Genomic DNA, 16,358 nt, shown 5'->3' with positions numbered 1-16,358 from the left:
TACATTTTCCAGATTCGGGTATATACTGTATTATAACAACAAGCAAACAACAAAAACTGTACTACAAGGAGGGGGAGCGAGACATGCAAGCAAATCAATCAGATTTACTCATAATCGATTCATTTAAACATTGCCCGGAATGTGGTGAAACACATGTGGACCATTCAAATTCCTATCTGATGGAATGCGATCGCTGCCTTTCCAAACGTGAAGAATAAAGCGGCCGGAAAATATATCTAACATTAAAAGGAGGAAATCATCATGCAAATGAAAAAATCCATTGAGTTTTTTAACAATATCCCTGCTAAACATTGCCCTGAGTGCGGTGACCATATTATCGAGCATGCTGAATCCTACTTAATGGAATGTGACCGCTGCCTTTCCAGACGCGAAGACTGATTAAACCGAATCTAAAAGGAGGAACCATCATGCAAACTATAAATCCACTGGAATTCTTCAGGACACTGCCGCCTAAACAATGTACGGAGTGCGGAACCCATATCACTGAACAAGCTGAATCTTACTTGATGGAATGTGACCACTGCCTTTCCAAACGCGAAGACTGAAACCAAATCATAAGGAGGAATCATCATGCAAACCAAAAAACCACTGGAATTCTTCAGGACACTGCCGCCTAAACAATGTTCGGAATGCGGGACCCATATCATTGAACAAGCTGAATCCTATCTCTTGGAATGTGACCGCTGCCTTTCCAAACACGAAGACTGATTAAACCAAATCATAAGGAGGAATCACCATGCAAACCAAAAACCCATTGGAATTCTTCAGGACACTGCCGCCTAAACAATGTTCGGAATGCGGGACCCATATCATTGAACAAGCTGAATCCTACCTCTTGGAATGTGACCGCTGCCTTTCCAAAAAAGATGAATATTAATAAAAGATGCTGACATCAAGGTGCTATATAGGCCATTTTGATGTCAGCATTAACCTTGTTATCTGCCTCCCTTTCCTTGCATTCAAAAAAGGATGTCCCCTGGACACCCTTCAGTCTTACTATCTTTTCATCTCCCAATATATTTATCTACATACTTCCCGCTGATCTTCCTGCTGCTGTATTGTAAGAAGTCCAATGCAAAAATCATGAATTCAAGGCCCAGACGCTTATCGGAACGCATAAAATCAGAACCTAGCAGTTTCTCCAATTTTTCAAGCCTATGATATAACGTTTGCCGGACAATGAATAATTGTTTTGATGTTTCCTGTTTAGAACCGTTACAGGCAAGGTATGTCTTCAGGGTAGGCATTAGCTCTCCATTGTTTTGCTTGTCGTATTCAATGACAGGACCTAAATATTCATATACCGTTTCCTCCAGATTTCCATGCTTATTTATGAGTGAAATCATGCGATGCATATGTAAGTCCTGATAAAAGAAGCTCCTGTCATCCTCTGGCAATGTATCCTGAAGCAGCAACGTCTCACGGGCCGTTTCATAACTTTTATAAATCTCACTTAACCTGTGAACATGCTTACCAAAACCAATCGAAAGCAGCCCCATACGATTACGCCCGCTTACATCCATTTTCATGATTCGATCCAGCGCGTTTGTAACCCTTGATTTCCAATCTTCGGATGAACGATTATCACCTAAAATAAAAACAAGATGCTGATGTATTTCCATGGAAAATATCTGAAAGCCGTACTGTTCAAAAACAGTTCTAAACATTATCTTAAAATAGGTTCCATCTAATTTTGCGGAATTTTTATTATACTTTGGGTGTTGTTTGCAAATGCAAACAATTCCGCCATCCAACTGCATTTTCGGATCAATATAGGAAAGCCTTTCCCGGATCGCTTCGTCACTATATTCACCTTCAATCCAATTTGTAAGCCATATACTTTCTTCCGACATTTTCTTTTCTTCTATATATAACTCCCTTAATAGATGCTGTGCCAATGCGGTAGCCGTTCGATCCAAGATCAATGAATCAAAATCAGTCAACTCCCTGCCGTTGCTGCTGATGAGCAGTTCCGCATAATTTTCGCCAAGCACTTGTATCGGCTGTCCAAGAACGGTTTTATCCAATTTACGCTTCTCTTCATATATGTCCGCTACCATTTGATAGGTTGTTTTTTTCTTTATTTTTGGAATGCTGGCTATATCATTTTCATTAAAGATAAGAATAACCTGTACATTTAAATAGCTGTGGAGAAATTTTAGAATTGGTTCATAATGGTCAATTTCGAGGAGATTTTTATTTAACTGCTGTGAGTAGTTTTCTAAGTTGGAGATCATCTGATATTGTTTATTGATGATAAGGGAATGTATATCCTGCGTGATTTCCACGAAAGGGACTTCTTCATGAAATAGGATGATAGGGAATTGCCGTTCATTAGCGAGATCGATGGCACATTGCGGCACTGCCATGGTGTTGGCGCCAATCTCTATACAGAGTCCAGCTGCATCGCATTCTATTAACTGTCTTAAGCAGGATAGAAATGTGTCATCGCAGTCTTTCCACCCTAAACCGGTAGTCAGTATCAGTTCGTTTCCATTTAACAAATGGCTGATTTGCGTGACTTCCATGCAGTGGACCCACTTCACTTGACGTTTTATCCCACTGCTGCCTGCAATTATATCCGTCAGATTAAAATGCTTGCGTGTTAGAATTTCCTCGATTGTAATCGATGTATTCATCCAGCCACATCCTTTTATAAAACTGCTTTAAAATCTATTATAAACGGACACCCCTTAAATCTCCAGACACTTGTCAGAAAATCTAACGTCAAAATTCTACAAAAAACTCGAACAAAAAGGACCCATTCGTGAGGAATAGGCCCGGTCCGTAACTTACTCAATTCAATTTTTTTTTGAAAAGCAATGTAGAGAAGTATTTCCTACCTTCCGGGGTTTTGATGTTCAATTGCTTCCATTCCTGCTTCGTTCCTTCAATCAGTTCAAAATCGAGAAAAGCTCCACTTAAACTTTCGGAAACCCGGGTGATTCGATATCCTCTTTCAAGCAAAAAATCGATTTGTTCCCTTTCTAAGCGATACTCTTGATATTCGGACATTTCCATTCCCCCTTTTTCAAACGTTCTTCTTGCCGGTCGAAGCCGTAAAAACCATCTCTACCTCAAGTTCTGGACCTTTTCCGATTATCCAATCCCTTCCAACTGAAATTCCTAAATATTTCTCATCGCTCGGATCGATGATTTCAGCTTGTTCATATCGCTTGAACCACCAATACTTAGCTAATATAAAATAACTAGCACCGCCGAGAAGAAAACCGATAATAAACGAATAATTTGATAAAACCGTGGCACCGATTCCTCCAATCACCCAAGAAATGATTCCTGCCCAATTCACTCCATTCAAGTACTTATACTGGCCTTCACTTTCATAAAGTTCTTGTACATTCACTCTCCGTTTACGAAGGAAATAGTAATCCGCTACCAGGATGCCGACAATGGATGCCAGGATTCCACCTATTATTAATAAAACTTCTATGATGATGCCGAACAGGCTCCATGGCTGAACTACTATCCCAATAACCCCCGCTACAACGACTCCCGCCCAAAATGGCATTTTAGGGCCCATGACATTGGAGAAAATGGTAGCTGCGGGAATGACATTGGCCGTAGTATTCGTCGACCATTGAGCAAATACGATCATGATCAAAAGGACGCCGAGGGCAATTCCGCTTGCTGATCCCTGTATGGCAACTACAGGGTCATAATTGGAAACAGCCATATAAGAAACCGCTCCGATAATCACCATGAACGTCTGGGTGATGGGATAGGTGATAATATTCCCAATTATTTGCCCCTTATTGCGTTTGAACCAATTTTTTTCATTTTTTGGTGCCTTTATATAGCGGGAAAGCGTCGGCATATCTGCAGTCAATGTGCCCCAAAATCCCATATTTGCCATAATGACGACCATGAAAGCCGTTGCGGCGGCCCCGCCAGTGACCGGACTTTCAATCCAGGACCATACCTCCCTTCCTTGGGCCACAGCCTGATCGGATAGGGTGAAATACATCCATCCAGAAATTAGAATGATGACGGGCGCCGCCAAGTCGGCGAATCGTTCAATCGACTTTATTCCCATTGCCGTGTTGACTAATTGTAAAACGGCAAAAACGAGGAAGCAGATAAACCAATTATCAAAGTCAAAAAGAGTTGTAAAGATAGCGTTCATTGCAGTGGCTCCAAAGTAAGTATTGAGGCCGAACCAGCATGACGCTACAAAACCGCGCACAACCGAAGGGATGTGGGTGCCAATCGTACCGAACGGCGCCCTCATATAGACTGGAAATGATATTCCATGTTCAACACCGATATCCCCTGTCATTGTCATCAAAAAGCCGAGAACCACACAGGCAATGACCGTTGCAAGAACGACCCAGCCTAAGGATAAACTTTGAACACCGTTCCCACCGATCGCGAAGGCAGCCAATACTACAGCCATGCCAACCCAAATGAACCCAAATCCGGCTGCACTTATGTTTTTCTCACTATGAGGTATAGGCAGCAAATCGGGAGACTTTAAATAATCTTTCTTCTCACTCATAAAAATCCCCCTAATTTAATTTGCAAGATTCCTTACCGAAGTCAGACTGTAAGCTTTTTCCCGGTATCCGGCTTCAACGCCGAATTATATTTTGCCCGTTTCAAGAATTGGCCTTTTCCAGCTTCGCCCACAAATTGTTTGTCTTTAATGACGAATTGACCTCTCGATAAAACGGAAACCGGCTCACCCGTAATTTCCATACCCTCAAACGCATTATAATCCACCGCCATGTGATGAGTATCTGCAGAAATGGCCCTTTCAACCTTCGGGTCAAAAATGACAATATCAGCATCCGAGCCTACGGCAATCGTCCCTTTCTTAGGGAATAATCCAAATAGTTTGGCAGCACGTGTAGAGGTCATGTCGACGAATTGATTCAAGGTAATGCGCTCTTTCATGACCCCTTCAGAAAAGAGGATACTCATGCGGTCCTCTATCGTTGGGCCGCCGTTCGGTATTTTCGTGAAATCTTCACGTCCAAGTTCCTTCTGTCCCTTAAAGTCAAAAGAGCATTGATCGGAGCCGATCGTTTGCAGCTGCCCCGTTTTCAAAGCATTCCATAGCACTTCCTGGTTTTTCTTCTCCCTTAACGGCGGGGACCATACATACTTAGATCCTTCAAAATGGGGCTTTTCAAGATAAGACTGGTCAAGAACCAAATATTGCGGACAAGTCTCACCCCAAATATCCACCCCTTTATTCCTTGCCTCAGTGATCTTTTCAATCGCATCTTCACAGGTGACATGAACGACATAGAGCTGGCCATTTGCCATTTCCGTCAGTTTAGCTGCACGTCCAGTTGCTTCCCCTTCAAGCTCCGGAGGCCTTGTTAATGCATGGTAAATTGGATCAGTGTTCCCTTCGGCAAGCGCCTGCTTTGTAAGATAATCGATGACATCACCATTTTCAGCATGAACCATAACAAGTGCGCCAAGTTCCTTTGCTTGCAACAAAGTGCGGTATAGCGTGGCATCATCAGCTTGAAAAACATTCTTGTAAGCCATGAATACTTTAAAGGACGAAATCCCTTCATTATCGATGATACTTGGCAACTCAGCCAATACTTCATCATTAATCTCACTGATCATTAAATGAAAACCATAATCTATGGCCGCCTTTTCATTGGCCTTTTCATGCCATGTTTCAATTGCTTTCTTTAAAGGCACCCCTTTTTCGGTCAGGCAAAAATCGATGATCGTTGTCGTGCCTCCATATGCAGCAGCGATTGTACCTGTTTCATAATCATCCTTTGTCGTTGTCCCGCCAAACGGCATATCGAGATGGGTATGCGGATCTATGCCCCCCGGAAAAATATATGCGCCTTTTGCATCAATGATTTCAGCCCCCTCAGCCGACAGGTCCTTGCCAATCATGGCAATCTTCTCATTTTCAATCAATATATCCGCTTGATACGTATCTAAAGCCGTTGCAATCGTTCCATTTTTAATGATTTTCTTCATATTCGACCCCTCCATCATTTTACGAAATCAACACTTTCACTGCTTATGCCCCCAAGGAACGATTGGCGTTCATTCCACGTCATTGGCGGCAATTCATTTGTCAATTCGATCATATCGATCGCCCCATCGGCCGGACAGACGATCGAGCAAAGATTACAGCCTACGCAATCATCTTCGCGCACTCTCAAAAATGAGCTGCCTGACGTGTCCTTTAACATATCTATACATTGATGCGATGTATCTTCACACGCAATATGGCATTTATTGCAGTTAATGCACACATCATTATTAATGCGCGCAACGACCTTATAATTAAGATCTAAGTTCCCCCAGTCGGAATAGCGCGGTACGGACTTACCGACAATATCCATTACGGAGGATATCCCTTTTTCATCAAGATAATTGGACAGTCCATCGATCAAGTCTTCAACTATTCTAAAACCGTGATGCATGGCAGCTGTGCAAATTTGCACTCCAGTCGAACCCATCAGCAAAAATTCCACCGTATCCTGCCAATTTGAAATGCCGCCAATTCCCGAAATGGGAACATTGATCATTTTATTCCTTGCACACTCTGCCACCATATTCAAAGCAATCGGCTTCACAGCTGGACCGCAATACCCTCCGTGAGCACCCTTGCCGCCTACATGGGGAATCGTATTCCATGAATGGATATCCACTCCTGCCAAGCTGTTGATCGTATTGATCATGCTTATTGCATCCGCACCGCCGCGCACCGCCGCTTCAGCCGTAACCGTAATGTCGGTTATATTGGGTGTAAGCTTGACGATGACGGGCTTGGATGCAGCTTCCTTCGCCCAGTATGTTTGCTTTTCAACCAGTTCTGGAACCTGTCCCGAAGCAGCTCCCATCCCACGCTCAGCCATACCGTGCGGGCAGCCAAAGTTCAACTCGTAACCATCGACCCCTACATCTTCTATGCGCTTGATGATCTCATGCCACTTTTCCTGTTGTGGCTCCACCATCACCGATGCAATGATTGCATGATCAGGGAATCTCTTCTTCGTTTCATATATTTCCTTCAGATTCACTTCCAGCGGACGGTCCGTTATCAATTCTATATTGTTGAACCCGGCAACTCTTTGTCCATTAAAACTGACCGCTGCAAAACGTGATGAGACATTCAGGATGGGGTCACCCAATGTCTTCCAAACAGCTCCTCCCCAGCCAGCTTCAAATGCACGCTGAACTTGATAACCCGAATTAGTAGGTGGTGCTGAAGCAAGCCAAAAAGGATTGGGAGATTTAATACCTGCAAGATCAATTGATAAATCAGCCATGATAAGCCTCCTATTTTTCATAGTTATTTAAGCAATATCCACCGCTCCGCCCATCAAAATCGAATCAATTTCATAGGCTGTCTTTTTCCCTTGCTGGGCAGCTGAAACAACCATTGCCTCACCTTGGCCTTTTCCGAAGATCACGTCACCGCACGCAAAGATCTTTTCATTCGATGTCCTGTAGGAATCACCCTCCAATGTCACGACGCCATCATCATGTTGAATGCCGAACTGTTCAATCAATCCTATATACCTGGATTGGCCTATGGCACGAATGACGCCATCGACCGGAATGACGAACTCTGATCCGGTAATTTGGACTGGACGGCGCCGGCCATCTTCACCTGCCTCGCTAAGCACCATTTTTACGCACTCGATACCAGTTACCTGACCGCTTTCATCCGATAGGATCCTGGAGGGGGCAGTCAGCCAGTGAAAACCGACACCTTCTTGTTTGGCAAACTCATACTCAAAATCATAGGCAGTCATTTCCTTTTGGGTACGACGATAAATAATGCTCACCTGTTCGGCGCCCAGGCGAATAGAACAGGTCGCGGCATCGATCGCCGTGTTTCCAGCCCCAATCACCGCCATCTTCTTCCCAATGAATTTATCAGTGATTGTCCCTGTTTTCGTTGTCTTTACGAAATCGATTGCATCATAAACTTCAGCTAAATCCTCCCCTTCAATCCCAAGCTTAGGAACATCGGACATGCCTATCGCTAAAATGACCGCATCATGGTCGGCAGTCAGCTGATTTGCGGAAACATCCACCCCGACCCGTGTATTCGTTTTAATATCAACATCCAAACTCTTTACTTGTTCGACTTCCCAATAAGAAATGCTCTGAGGTAAACGGAACGATACAATTCCGTAAGTATTTAATCCGCCTGGATTCTTTTCAGCTTCGAAAATGGTTACACTGTAGCCAAGCAAGGCTAACTCCCTTGCTGCAGACAAACCCGCCGGACCGCTTCCTACAATGGCAACTTTTTTGCCATTCTTCTTCCCGGCCTTGAATAGGGCTTGTTTATTTTGGATGGCCCAATCTGTGGAATAACGCTGGAGATTGCCGATCATGATCGGCTTTGTAGAATGGTTCAGGACACATGCCCCCTCACATAACTCTTCAGTCGGACATACCCGCGCACAGCTGGCACCGACAGGATTGGCCGTCATGATTGTCTTGGCCGACCCTTTAAAATTACCTGAAGCTATCTTCTTGATAAAACCGGGAATATCTATTCCGGTCGGACAGGCTTGGATACATGGGGCATCATAGCAGTATAAACATCGATTCGATTCTTCCAAAGCTTCCCTTGGGGATAATCCCCTCTCCGCTTCCTGAAAGTTAATCTCTAGACCACCTTTTAACGGGCTCGTCATACTCATCCACTATTTCTCCTTCCAAACATTTATTTTTGAAAAATAAAAAGGGAGGAATTGCGTGCATTCTCTCTACTGTCCTCATATTTAAACGATTGAAAGCATTGCCAACATGGTTTCCATCCATTTAATCACCTAACAAGTCATGGCGATTTCCCAGCCAAGAATCTCTCATTTTGTTTATTATTTTCTCTCTCATTCTCTCACTGGCCACGCCCGGTCCCTGTTTCCTTCAAACACAAAAAGCCCCCCCTACTAATCTTAAAAACTCAAATCCTGATTATAAATCAGAGAATTGAGTATTCTTTATTCTATAATGTTGAAAAGCAAGTTACATTATACAAAGTGTAAAGTATTTCCAGGCACTAAATTTGCAATATGTAATATCCATGTTATATTTCCTAACAATAAGTGATAAGCCTCGTCATTTTTCTACATCCAAACTTACTTTTCATCATACTTACTGATATTTTTGGCTGATTTGTTCCGATTACCTGCTTATCAACACTTTGTCCACATAAAAAAAAGCCCAGAAACGAAAATTCTTGGTTTCCTGGGTCTTTTCACATTTATCCACAACTTATTCACATATTATATGGTGTTATTCTCTTTGTTTTTGCAGAACAGAGGCACTTCACCAAAAGTTATCCACATTAACGAATCGAATTTTCCACTTATCAACAACCCATTAAAAATTTATTAACAAGCAGGTTCATTCCGGATGTATAACGTATCGTTTATATTTCTCATAATCCGTTTTCTTGCACTCAAGCTTTATTCGATAACCGATTGCCTCATATTCTGTTTCCGTTATGTGACCATTTTCATTGAAATAAGAAACCAGCTGCCCTTGGTCAAATGGAATCAGCATTTCACAGTGGGTATAGTCGACAAAAATATGCTTGCGAATTTGATTTATCAATTCCTCGATGCCAACTTTGTTTTTTGCTGACATATATACAGAGCCACGATTCACCTGAGGGATATCCAAATCAGTAAGGTCCGCTTTATTATACGCAAAGATCGTCGGAATCCCTTTAATGCCTATATCGTTTAAAGTCTTTTCCGTTATCTCTATTTGCTGCTCATGATTAGGATTGGAAAAATCGACAACATGGATCAACAGATCCGCTTCTACCACTTCTTCCAATGTGGATCGGAATGCCTTCACTAGATGATGCGGCAATTTAGACACAAATCCCACCGTATCCGTCAATAAGAATTCCTTTTTATCCGGCAGCGGAATGTTTCGGACGGACGTCTCAAGCGTAGCGAACAGCATATCCTTCTCCAACACCTGCTTTTCGGCAGTTGGATGGAACATCTCAATCAGTGCATTCATGATCGAAGATTTACCTGCATTGGTATAACCGACTAAGGATACGACTGGGATGGCATTCTTTTTCCGCTGTTTCCTCTGCGTTTGCCTGTGTGCAACAAGGTCTTCCAGTTCTTTATTCAAAACACTTATATTTTCCTCGATCCTCCTGCGGTCAAGCTCTAACTGCTTTTCACCTGCTCCTTTGTTTGTACCGACCCCGCCGCTCTGACGCCCTAGTGACTCCCTTAAACCAACGAGACGCGGGAGCATATACTGCAGCTTTGCCACTTCTACCTGAAGCTGTGCTTCCTTCGTTTTCGCCCGATGCGCAAAAATATCCAGAATCAAGATTGTCCGGTCAATCACCTTGCAATCCATGTCCCTCTCAAGATTACGAAGTTGCGAAGGGGAGAGCTGGTCATTAAAAATGACGACATTAGCTTCTTTATGCTCAACGAGATTTTTCACTTCCTCGATCTTCCCGGTACCGATAAAATGTGATGAGTTCACCCGATGCAAATTTTGTGTGATGGTCCCTGCAACCTCTACCTCACATGCTTCCGTTAAATTGGCCAATTCCTCCATCGAATACTCAAAATCCTTTGAACCGTTGAGATTGACTCCAACCAAAATTGCCCTCTGCTGTAATTCCATCATTTCAAATCCCTTCCGTACATACCTTACTCCCTATATTATACTTAAACAAACTGTCATGCTGCCTAAAAGCGAGCCACATTGTAGCATACCAGGCATCGCTTGCATAAAGGTTGCTGCCCTTAGCAAAGTGTTTTTATTGGACTTCCTTTTACTTTCAACAAAAAATATGACGACCGACTATTTTTTTCAAAGTTTCACATGAAACAATTGGAAAGCTCAAAATAAAAGCTCCCTGGTGCACCTTAAGATGCACCAGGGAGCCCATATTATTCTATTCTTTTATTCTCAATAACCTAAGACTGTTCAATGTAACTAATAGCGTCGCACCCATGTCGGCAAAAATCGCCATCCAAAGTGTTAACCAGCCCGGCGCTATCAATAATAAGGCCAGGACTTTAATCACCAATGAGAACGTGATGTTCTGCTTAATGATTTTTAATGTTTTGCGGCTTAAGCGGATTGTATAAGGCAGCTTCGATAAGTCATCACCCATCAAGGCAATATCGGCTGTTTCAAGGGCCGTATCCGTGCCCGCACCGCCCATTGCGATTCCTACCGTGGAAGCTGCCAAGGCCGGAGCATCATTGACACCATCTCCTACCATGGCCACTCGATCGTATTTTTGTTTCCATCGTTTGATGATGGTCAATTTATCCTGCGGCAATAGCTCCGCCTCAATCTCATGAACGCCAGCTGCCGCTCCAATCGCATTTGCCGTTCCGATATTATCGCCAGTCAGCATGATCATTTTTTCAATGCCCAAAGCATGCAGTTTCCGAATGGCTTCCCTACTGCTTTCCCTTATTTCATCAGACACCGCGATGAGTGCCAGGAGCTTCACTTGATCGCCAAGCACCATCACCGTTTTCCCTGTATTTTGATAGCCACTGATTAATTTAAGCACATCATCAGAGAAAACGAAACCTGCCTCTTCCACAAAAAGGTGGGGTTTACCAATGTAATAGATTTCTTGATTGATTTTCCCTTTTATCCCTTTACCGGTGATCGCAGTGAAATCCTCTACCAATAAAGAATGATAGTCCACGCCGTAGGTTTCCGCCTTTTGAAGAATGGCCGTGGCAAGGGGATGCTGTGATCTGCTTTCTAAAGCAGCGGCGATGGCCAGCACGTCCTGTTCATTCAACACATCAGATAACACTTTGAAATCGGTCACCTCAGGTACGCCCTTTGTTAAAGTACCCGTTTTATCAAACGCGATTGCCTTTAAGGCTCCAGCTTCCTCCAAATGGACCCCGCCTTTAATCAGCACACCGTGTTTCGCAGCATTTCCGATTGCTGTCACGATGGCGATGGGCGTGGAAATGACCAAAGCACAAGGACAGCCGACAACCAGTACAGCCAATCCCCGATAAATCCATTCACTCCAATCCCCGTTCATCACGATCGGGGGTAATACCGCAATGGCCAGGGCAATGAGCATGATGGCCGGCGTATAAAATTTCGCGAATTTATCCACGAAGGCTTGGGAAGGAGCCTTTTCGGCCTGTGCTTCTTCAACAAGGTGGATGATTTTTGCGATCGTCGTATCCTCGACCCGCTTCGTGACCTCCACTTCGAGCAGCCCTTCACCATTTAGGGTTCCGGCAAATACTTCACCCTCAACCGTTTTAAAAACCGGCTCGGATTCACCAGTAATGGCTGCTTGATTAAGTGTCGAGGCGCCCTTCATGATCCGGCCATCCATTGCAAGCTTTTGACCAGGTTTAACGATCATGATGTCGCCCACTTCAACCTCATCAACAGCAACCATCATTTCATGATGCCCTCTAATGATCAAAGCTTCTTTAGGTGCGATGTTCATTAATGATTCGATGGAATTACGCGCCTTATCCATCGAATATTTTTCTAATGCTTCACTTATCGCAAATAGAATGACGACGGTCGCGCCCTCGCCCCATTCACCAAGCACGGCCGCCCCGATGATGGCAACCGTCATAAGGGTGTGCATATCAAAGCGAAGCCTTACAAGGTTTTTCAAACCATTGACAAATAATGAATATCCTCCAACTACGATTGCAGCTGCATAACCGATTACCGGCATGATGCTTCCATCAGCATATCGCTTATCCAATATCCAGCTGACCAGCAATATGATAACCGAAAACACCACTTTAATATTTTCTTTTTGCTTCCAAAATGGTTCCTTTTGAGTTGCCTGTTCCTGTTCACCGCGGATCTTCAGGTTATCGAAAGCTCCCGCCTTTTCAATCTGTTCAATGGTCGCGCTGCCCTGTACCGATATCTTCGAGGCGCCAAAGTTGATTTTGGCATCCTTCACACCCTCTAGTTCACGGACATTGTTCTCGAACTTAGCCGCACAATTCGTGCAGGATAGACCCTGGATACGATATGTTTTCATTGGGGATTCAGCCATCGACCCTTACCTCCTGCTGATGTTCTAATGCAATGAGAATCAATTGCTTAATATGGTGATCATCCAAAGAATAAAAAGCCAACTTACCTTCTTTTCGATATTTTACGATTGCATGTTTATAAAGGGTACGAAGATGGTGTGACGTCGTCGCCATCGAAGCACCAATGATATTGGCAAGATCGCACACACACAATTCCTCGTCCGTACAGAGCGCATAAGCTATCTTCGCCCTATTTTCATCGCCTATAACCTTAAACAGCTTCGACATGCTGGATATATCCACCTGGGCCATTTCCCCTTGAATGCGATTGACCTTCACTTCATCATGCAGGTGAACATCACATATATCTTTCAGTTCCGTCATCTTCTCACACCTCTCATTCAAATCTTTGTTTGATTATAATATAACATAATTCCCTGAATATTCAAATCCATATTTGAATGTATAAGAATCTTTTCCCCTTCCCAAAGAAATTAATGAAAATGCTCATATGTTTTTATATGTGGGCCATCGTTTTTTTGTTTCCCTTTTTGCTAACAAAAAGGTCATGCTGCCCTCTTCCCTGATCTTCAGCAAAAAAAAGAAGGGACAAATTCCTTTACGTCCCTTCAATCAATGATTTCAGTAATTACCTATCGTTACCTTGATACGTATAATATATTTAATTTAGTATTTTATAGAAAAACTATGATATACTTAGTCAAACCTTTTTAAGCGTTTTACTTTACTTGTACCATTTACCCTGCTTATCGTTTAGCAGGGTTTTTTGTCATGTATTTTCACAAAACAAAAAAAAGACGGACCCTTTAAAAAGGATCCGTCTTTTTTTGTTATCGAAATTATGCTTTTTGAACGTTAGAAGCTTGAGGTCCGCGTTGACCTTGTTCTACTTCAAAAGTAACTTCTTGGCCTTCGTCTAAAGATTTGAAACCTTCGCTTTGGATAGCTGAGAAATGTACGAATACGTCGTCTCCGTTTTCGCGTTCGATGAATCCAAAACCTTTTTCTGCGTTAAACCATTTTACTTTACCTTGTTCCATTGTTGTTGCCTCCTAGTGCATCTAAGCACAATGTATTACTATCCTTGCTCTAAGTCATCATCGAAAACGAAAAGTAGTACTTTTAGTATCCTTAGTACCGAACAAAAATAATTAAGACTAAGCATAACATTAAATGGTAGCGATTGCAAATAGTTTGGGGAAACTTTTTTCCAGCAATTTTTAATACTCTCTAAATTCTATAAAAAAAGCAGTAATGAAAGTGACTCTATCTATTACACATGAACTCTTACATACATACATACATTCATCCAAACAAAAACCTCTCGTTTACTAATTTAAAGAGGTTTCATAGTGTAGATAAACTCGATATTTTCTACATTTTTTTGAGGGGGTGTAAAACGGAACGTTGATTTCCCCTCCGGGCGGTCCTCCCTCGACGCGCTTAGCGCTGTGGGGTCTCCCTTGGACCCGCTTTCCCGCAGGAGTCTCGAACACCCGCTCCAATCAACTATGTTTAAAAACTCAGATAGAACCCATTTTGTCTCCAAAAACCTCCCGTAAACAAAATTAAGAAAGGTCTTTGTAGATGTTTACATCAAATATTTATTTTTCCGTAATGAACTTTTCCACCATTTCTTCTAAAATCGCCGATTCTTTTGCTAAATCTTCATTTTGTTCCTTCAATCCAGCCATTATGGTACTTTGTTGAATGGCAGCTGCCGAGATTTGCTCCGTTGTTGCGACTCCTTCTTCGGAAATCGCCGCAATTTCCTGTATGGATGCCAGGCTTTCATCCGAAGACTCATTGATTTTTTTCGAATGGGCGGCCAATTGTTCTGTGCCTTTCAGCAATTTCTCTACGGATTCGAATATCTTATTGAAAATCTCGCCATTGTTTTCCACTAAGGAAACACCATTTAGTATATCCTGAAAACTCTCATCATTATTTTGGATGACTTTGGCTGTTTGTTCATTAATCCGCATGATCGATTCTGAAATGATATCGGTGGATTCATCGGTTTACACAGCCAATTTTTGCACCTCTTGAGCGACTACGGCAAAACCTCTGCCAGCATCACCCGCCCGTGCCGCTTCTATGGCTGCATTCAGGGACAGCAGGTTCGTTTGGGAAGCAACCACCCTTATTAAGCCAATCACTTCATTTATCTTCACTACATCCTCTTCCAGGCTCACAAATTGGCTTTATTCGCTTGGCCGTTTTCCATGATTTTATCCATCTGGCTCGTTACATCTTGCACTTGTTTACTCCCTTGTTCAGCAAGTGTATTTGCATGCATCGTAAATTCATTCATTTCATTCGTTTGCTCGTTCATTAAACGGATCGTATCCGTTAAGTCACTGATCATATTGGAAATCCGGTCAATATGATGGGCACGTTCTTCCGAAGCCTTTGCTTCTTCCGTTGTCCCCGTCACTATCTGGCCATAGGATTCCACCATCTCTTCAAAGGATTTCTGAATGGAAACTGTCGTTTGATTCATCGTTTGTGCGTGTTCACGGACATTCTGGATAATATGGGACAAACTTAATCTCATATCTTCGAATCCATTTGACAAATCGCCAATCTCATCCTCTCTGCCAACGGGAATCGATTTACTTAAGTCCCCTTTTGCCATTTCATTCGTGTAACCAACTAGTTCATTGACGGGTCCCGAGATCTTTTTCCCGATGACAACGGCGCATAGCACACCCAATATAACAGCACTTGCAAGAAATAAGATATTATAGAATATCATTGTGCTTTTCAATTCATCAATGAAGCTTGCATCCATATCGATTCCGACAATCGCGTCCGTTCCTTCGATTGGCGTAAAGTACGACTTATGTGTTCCCCACTTATCTTTATATATTTCACTCAAGACGTCTTCGCTTGCATTTATCGATTTTGCCTGTTCCGGTGTGAAGGGGGATTCCACCATATAGTCATCGCTGCCGCTCAAGGCTACAATCATGTCGGCATCATTCAACATAAACATATTCAATTCCCTTTTTATCTTCAACAAAGGCATCCAGTTTCCGCTTAATCTCTTCGCCCCGTTCAGAAGCCTTGTTTATCAAAGTGGGATTGAGGCTCGCTGCTAAACTGTGGGCATTTTCAGAAAGGCGATCATCGAATTGCGGAAGGACATTCCCATTGATCATTTTATTAGTAATATAGGAAAAGCAAAGGCCCATGGCCCCTGCGAAAATCACGAAAGGAATAATGTAAAACAAGAATAGTTTTGCCACTAGAGATTTTTTAGGATTCAGCTTTGAAAATCTCATTTCCATGCCCCCC

19 protein-coding genes are annotated in these 16,358 nt (G+C 42.8%); 5 read left to right on the top strand and 14 right to left on the bottom strand.

All coding sequences use genetic code 11. The features are described 5' to 3' along the window. Positions 1 to 83 precede the first annotated feature (83 nt). The 5 genes from yhfH (NYE65_RS13715) to yhfH (NYE65_RS13695) are packed head-to-tail and all read left to right on the top strand — an operon-like array spanning position 84 to position 898. Positions 84 to 218 (top strand): protein YhfH, encoded by a 135-nt coding sequence (gene yhfH, locus NYE65_RS13715; RefSeq protein ID WP_258249957.1) that lies wholly within the window; start codon positions 84 to 86, stop codon positions 216 to 218. Positions 219 to 261: 43 nt separating this feature from the next. Further along, positions 262 to 399 (top strand): protein YhfH, encoded by a 138-nt coding sequence (gene yhfH, locus NYE65_RS13710; RefSeq protein WP_082162914.1) that lies wholly within the window; start codon positions 262 to 264, stop codon positions 397 to 399. A 29-nt stretch (positions 400 to 428) separates the two neighbouring features. After that, positions 429 to 566 (top strand): protein YhfH, encoded by a 138-nt coding sequence (gene yhfH / locus NYE65_RS13705; protein WP_082196596.1) that lies wholly within the window; start codon positions 429 to 431, stop codon positions 564 to 566. A 25-nt stretch (positions 567 to 591) separates the two neighbouring features. Further along, positions 592 to 729: a protein YhfH gene (yhfH, locus tag NYE65_RS13700; RefSeq protein ID WP_340861060.1), complete on the top strand. Its 138-nt coding sequence runs from the start codon at positions 592 to 594 to the stop codon at positions 727 to 729. 28 nt (positions 730 to 757) lie between these two features. Then, the gene (yhfH, locus tag NYE65_RS13695) at positions 758 to 898 is read left to right on the top strand and encodes a protein YhfH (protein ID WP_082201098.1); all 141 of its coding nucleotides are present in this window, start codon (positions 758 to 760) and stop codon (positions 896 to 898) included. A gap of 127 nt (positions 899 to 1,025) precedes the next feature. Here yhfH (NYE65_RS13695) and NYE65_RS13690 read toward each other — a convergent pair whose 3' ends face one another. The 14 genes from NYE65_RS13690 to NYE65_RS13625 form a co-directional block, all read right to left on the bottom strand. Beyond that, the gene (locus NYE65_RS13690; protein ID WP_328177925.1) at positions 1,026 to 2,660 is read right to left on the bottom strand and encodes a PucR family transcriptional regulator; all 1,635 of its coding nucleotides are present in this window, start codon (positions 2,658 to 2,660) and stop codon (positions 1,026 to 1,028) included. 157 nt (positions 2,661 to 2,817) lie between these two features. After that, complete coding sequence (locus NYE65_RS13685; RefSeq protein WP_034304894.1) at positions 2,818 to 3,036, bottom strand: hypothetical protein; 219 nt, start codon at positions 3,034 to 3,036, stop codon at positions 2,818 to 2,820. A 16-nt stretch (positions 3,037 to 3,052) separates the two neighbouring features. Then, complete coding sequence (locus NYE65_RS13680) at positions 3,053 to 4,537, bottom strand: NCS1 family transporter (RefSeq protein ID WP_340861059.1); 1,485 nt, start codon at positions 4,535 to 4,537, stop codon at positions 3,053 to 3,055. Between the two features lie 41 nt (positions 4,538 to 4,578). Then, positions 4,579 to 5,997 carry a dihydropyrimidinase gene (gene hydA / locus NYE65_RS13675; RefSeq protein WP_340861058.1) on the bottom strand — a complete coding sequence of 473 codons (1,419 nt, stop codon included), beginning with the start codon at positions 5,995 to 5,997 and terminating at the stop codon, positions 4,579 to 4,581. 14 nt (positions 5,998 to 6,011) lie between these two features. Further along, a complete protein-coding gene (preA, locus tag NYE65_RS13670) occupies positions 6,012 to 7,298 on the bottom strand; it encodes an NAD-dependent dihydropyrimidine dehydrogenase subunit PreA (RefSeq protein WP_328177923.1) in 1,287 nt (428 codons plus the stop codon). 27 nt (positions 7,299 to 7,325) lie between these two features. Then, positions 7,326 to 8,684 (bottom strand): NAD(P)-dependent oxidoreductase, encoded by a 1,359-nt coding sequence (locus tag NYE65_RS13665; RefSeq protein ID WP_445670449.1) that lies wholly within the window; start codon positions 8,682 to 8,684, stop codon positions 7,326 to 7,328. 712 nt (positions 8,685 to 9,396) lie between these two features. Further along, positions 9,397 to 10,662 (bottom strand): GTPase HflX, encoded by a 1,266-nt coding sequence (gene hflX, locus NYE65_RS13660; protein WP_034304908.1) that lies wholly within the window; start codon positions 10,660 to 10,662, stop codon positions 9,397 to 9,399. Between the two features lie 271 nt (positions 10,663 to 10,933). Next, a complete protein-coding gene (locus NYE65_RS13655; RefSeq protein WP_340861056.1) occupies positions 10,934 to 13,057 on the bottom strand; it encodes a heavy metal translocating P-type ATPase in 2,124 nt (707 codons plus the stop codon). Beyond that, positions 13,050 to 13,421 (bottom strand): ArsR/SmtB family transcription factor, encoded by a 372-nt coding sequence (locus tag NYE65_RS13650; RefSeq protein WP_230134312.1) that lies wholly within the window; start codon positions 13,419 to 13,421, stop codon positions 13,050 to 13,052. The genes NYE65_RS13655 and NYE65_RS13650 overlap by 8 nt, the downstream gene beginning before the upstream one ends. A gap of 476 nt (positions 13,422 to 13,897) precedes the next feature. After that, entirely contained in the window at positions 13,898 to 14,098 is a 201-nt protein-coding gene (locus tag NYE65_RS13645; protein WP_034304915.1) for a cold-shock protein, read from the bottom strand. 564 nt (positions 14,099 to 14,662) lie between these two features. Beyond that, positions 14,663 to 15,043 carry a hypothetical protein gene (locus tag NYE65_RS13640; RefSeq protein ID WP_340861055.1) on the bottom strand — a complete coding sequence of 127 codons (381 nt, stop codon included), beginning with the start codon at positions 15,041 to 15,043 and terminating at the stop codon, positions 14,663 to 14,665. A 36-nt stretch (positions 15,044 to 15,079) separates the two neighbouring features. Continuing rightward, positions 15,080 to 15,253 carry a methyl-accepting chemotaxis protein gene (locus NYE65_RS13635; RefSeq protein ID WP_340861054.1) on the bottom strand — a complete coding sequence of 58 codons (174 nt, stop codon included), beginning with the start codon at positions 15,251 to 15,253 and terminating at the stop codon, positions 15,080 to 15,082. Further along, positions 15,250 to 16,056, bottom strand: a complete 807-nt coding sequence (locus tag NYE65_RS13630) for a methyl-accepting chemotaxis protein (protein ID WP_340861053.1) — start codon at positions 16,054 to 16,056, stop codon at positions 15,250 to 15,252. Before NYE65_RS13630 ends, NYE65_RS13635 begins: the two co-directional genes overlap by 4 nt. Beyond that, positions 16,040 to 16,345, bottom strand: a complete 306-nt coding sequence (locus tag NYE65_RS13625) for a hypothetical protein (protein ID WP_340861052.1) — start codon at positions 16,343 to 16,345, stop codon at positions 16,040 to 16,042. The genes NYE65_RS13630 and NYE65_RS13625 overlap by 17 nt, the downstream gene beginning before the upstream one ends. Positions 16,346 to 16,358: the final 13 nt, after the last annotated feature.

The sequence above is a fragment of the Peribacillus sp. FSL R5-0717 genome (assembly GCF_038002945.1).
Lineage (GTDB): Bacteria > Bacillota > Bacilli > Bacillales > DSM-1321 > Peribacillus > Peribacillus frigoritolerans.
This window is presented reverse-complemented; position numbering and strand designations above follow the sequence as displayed.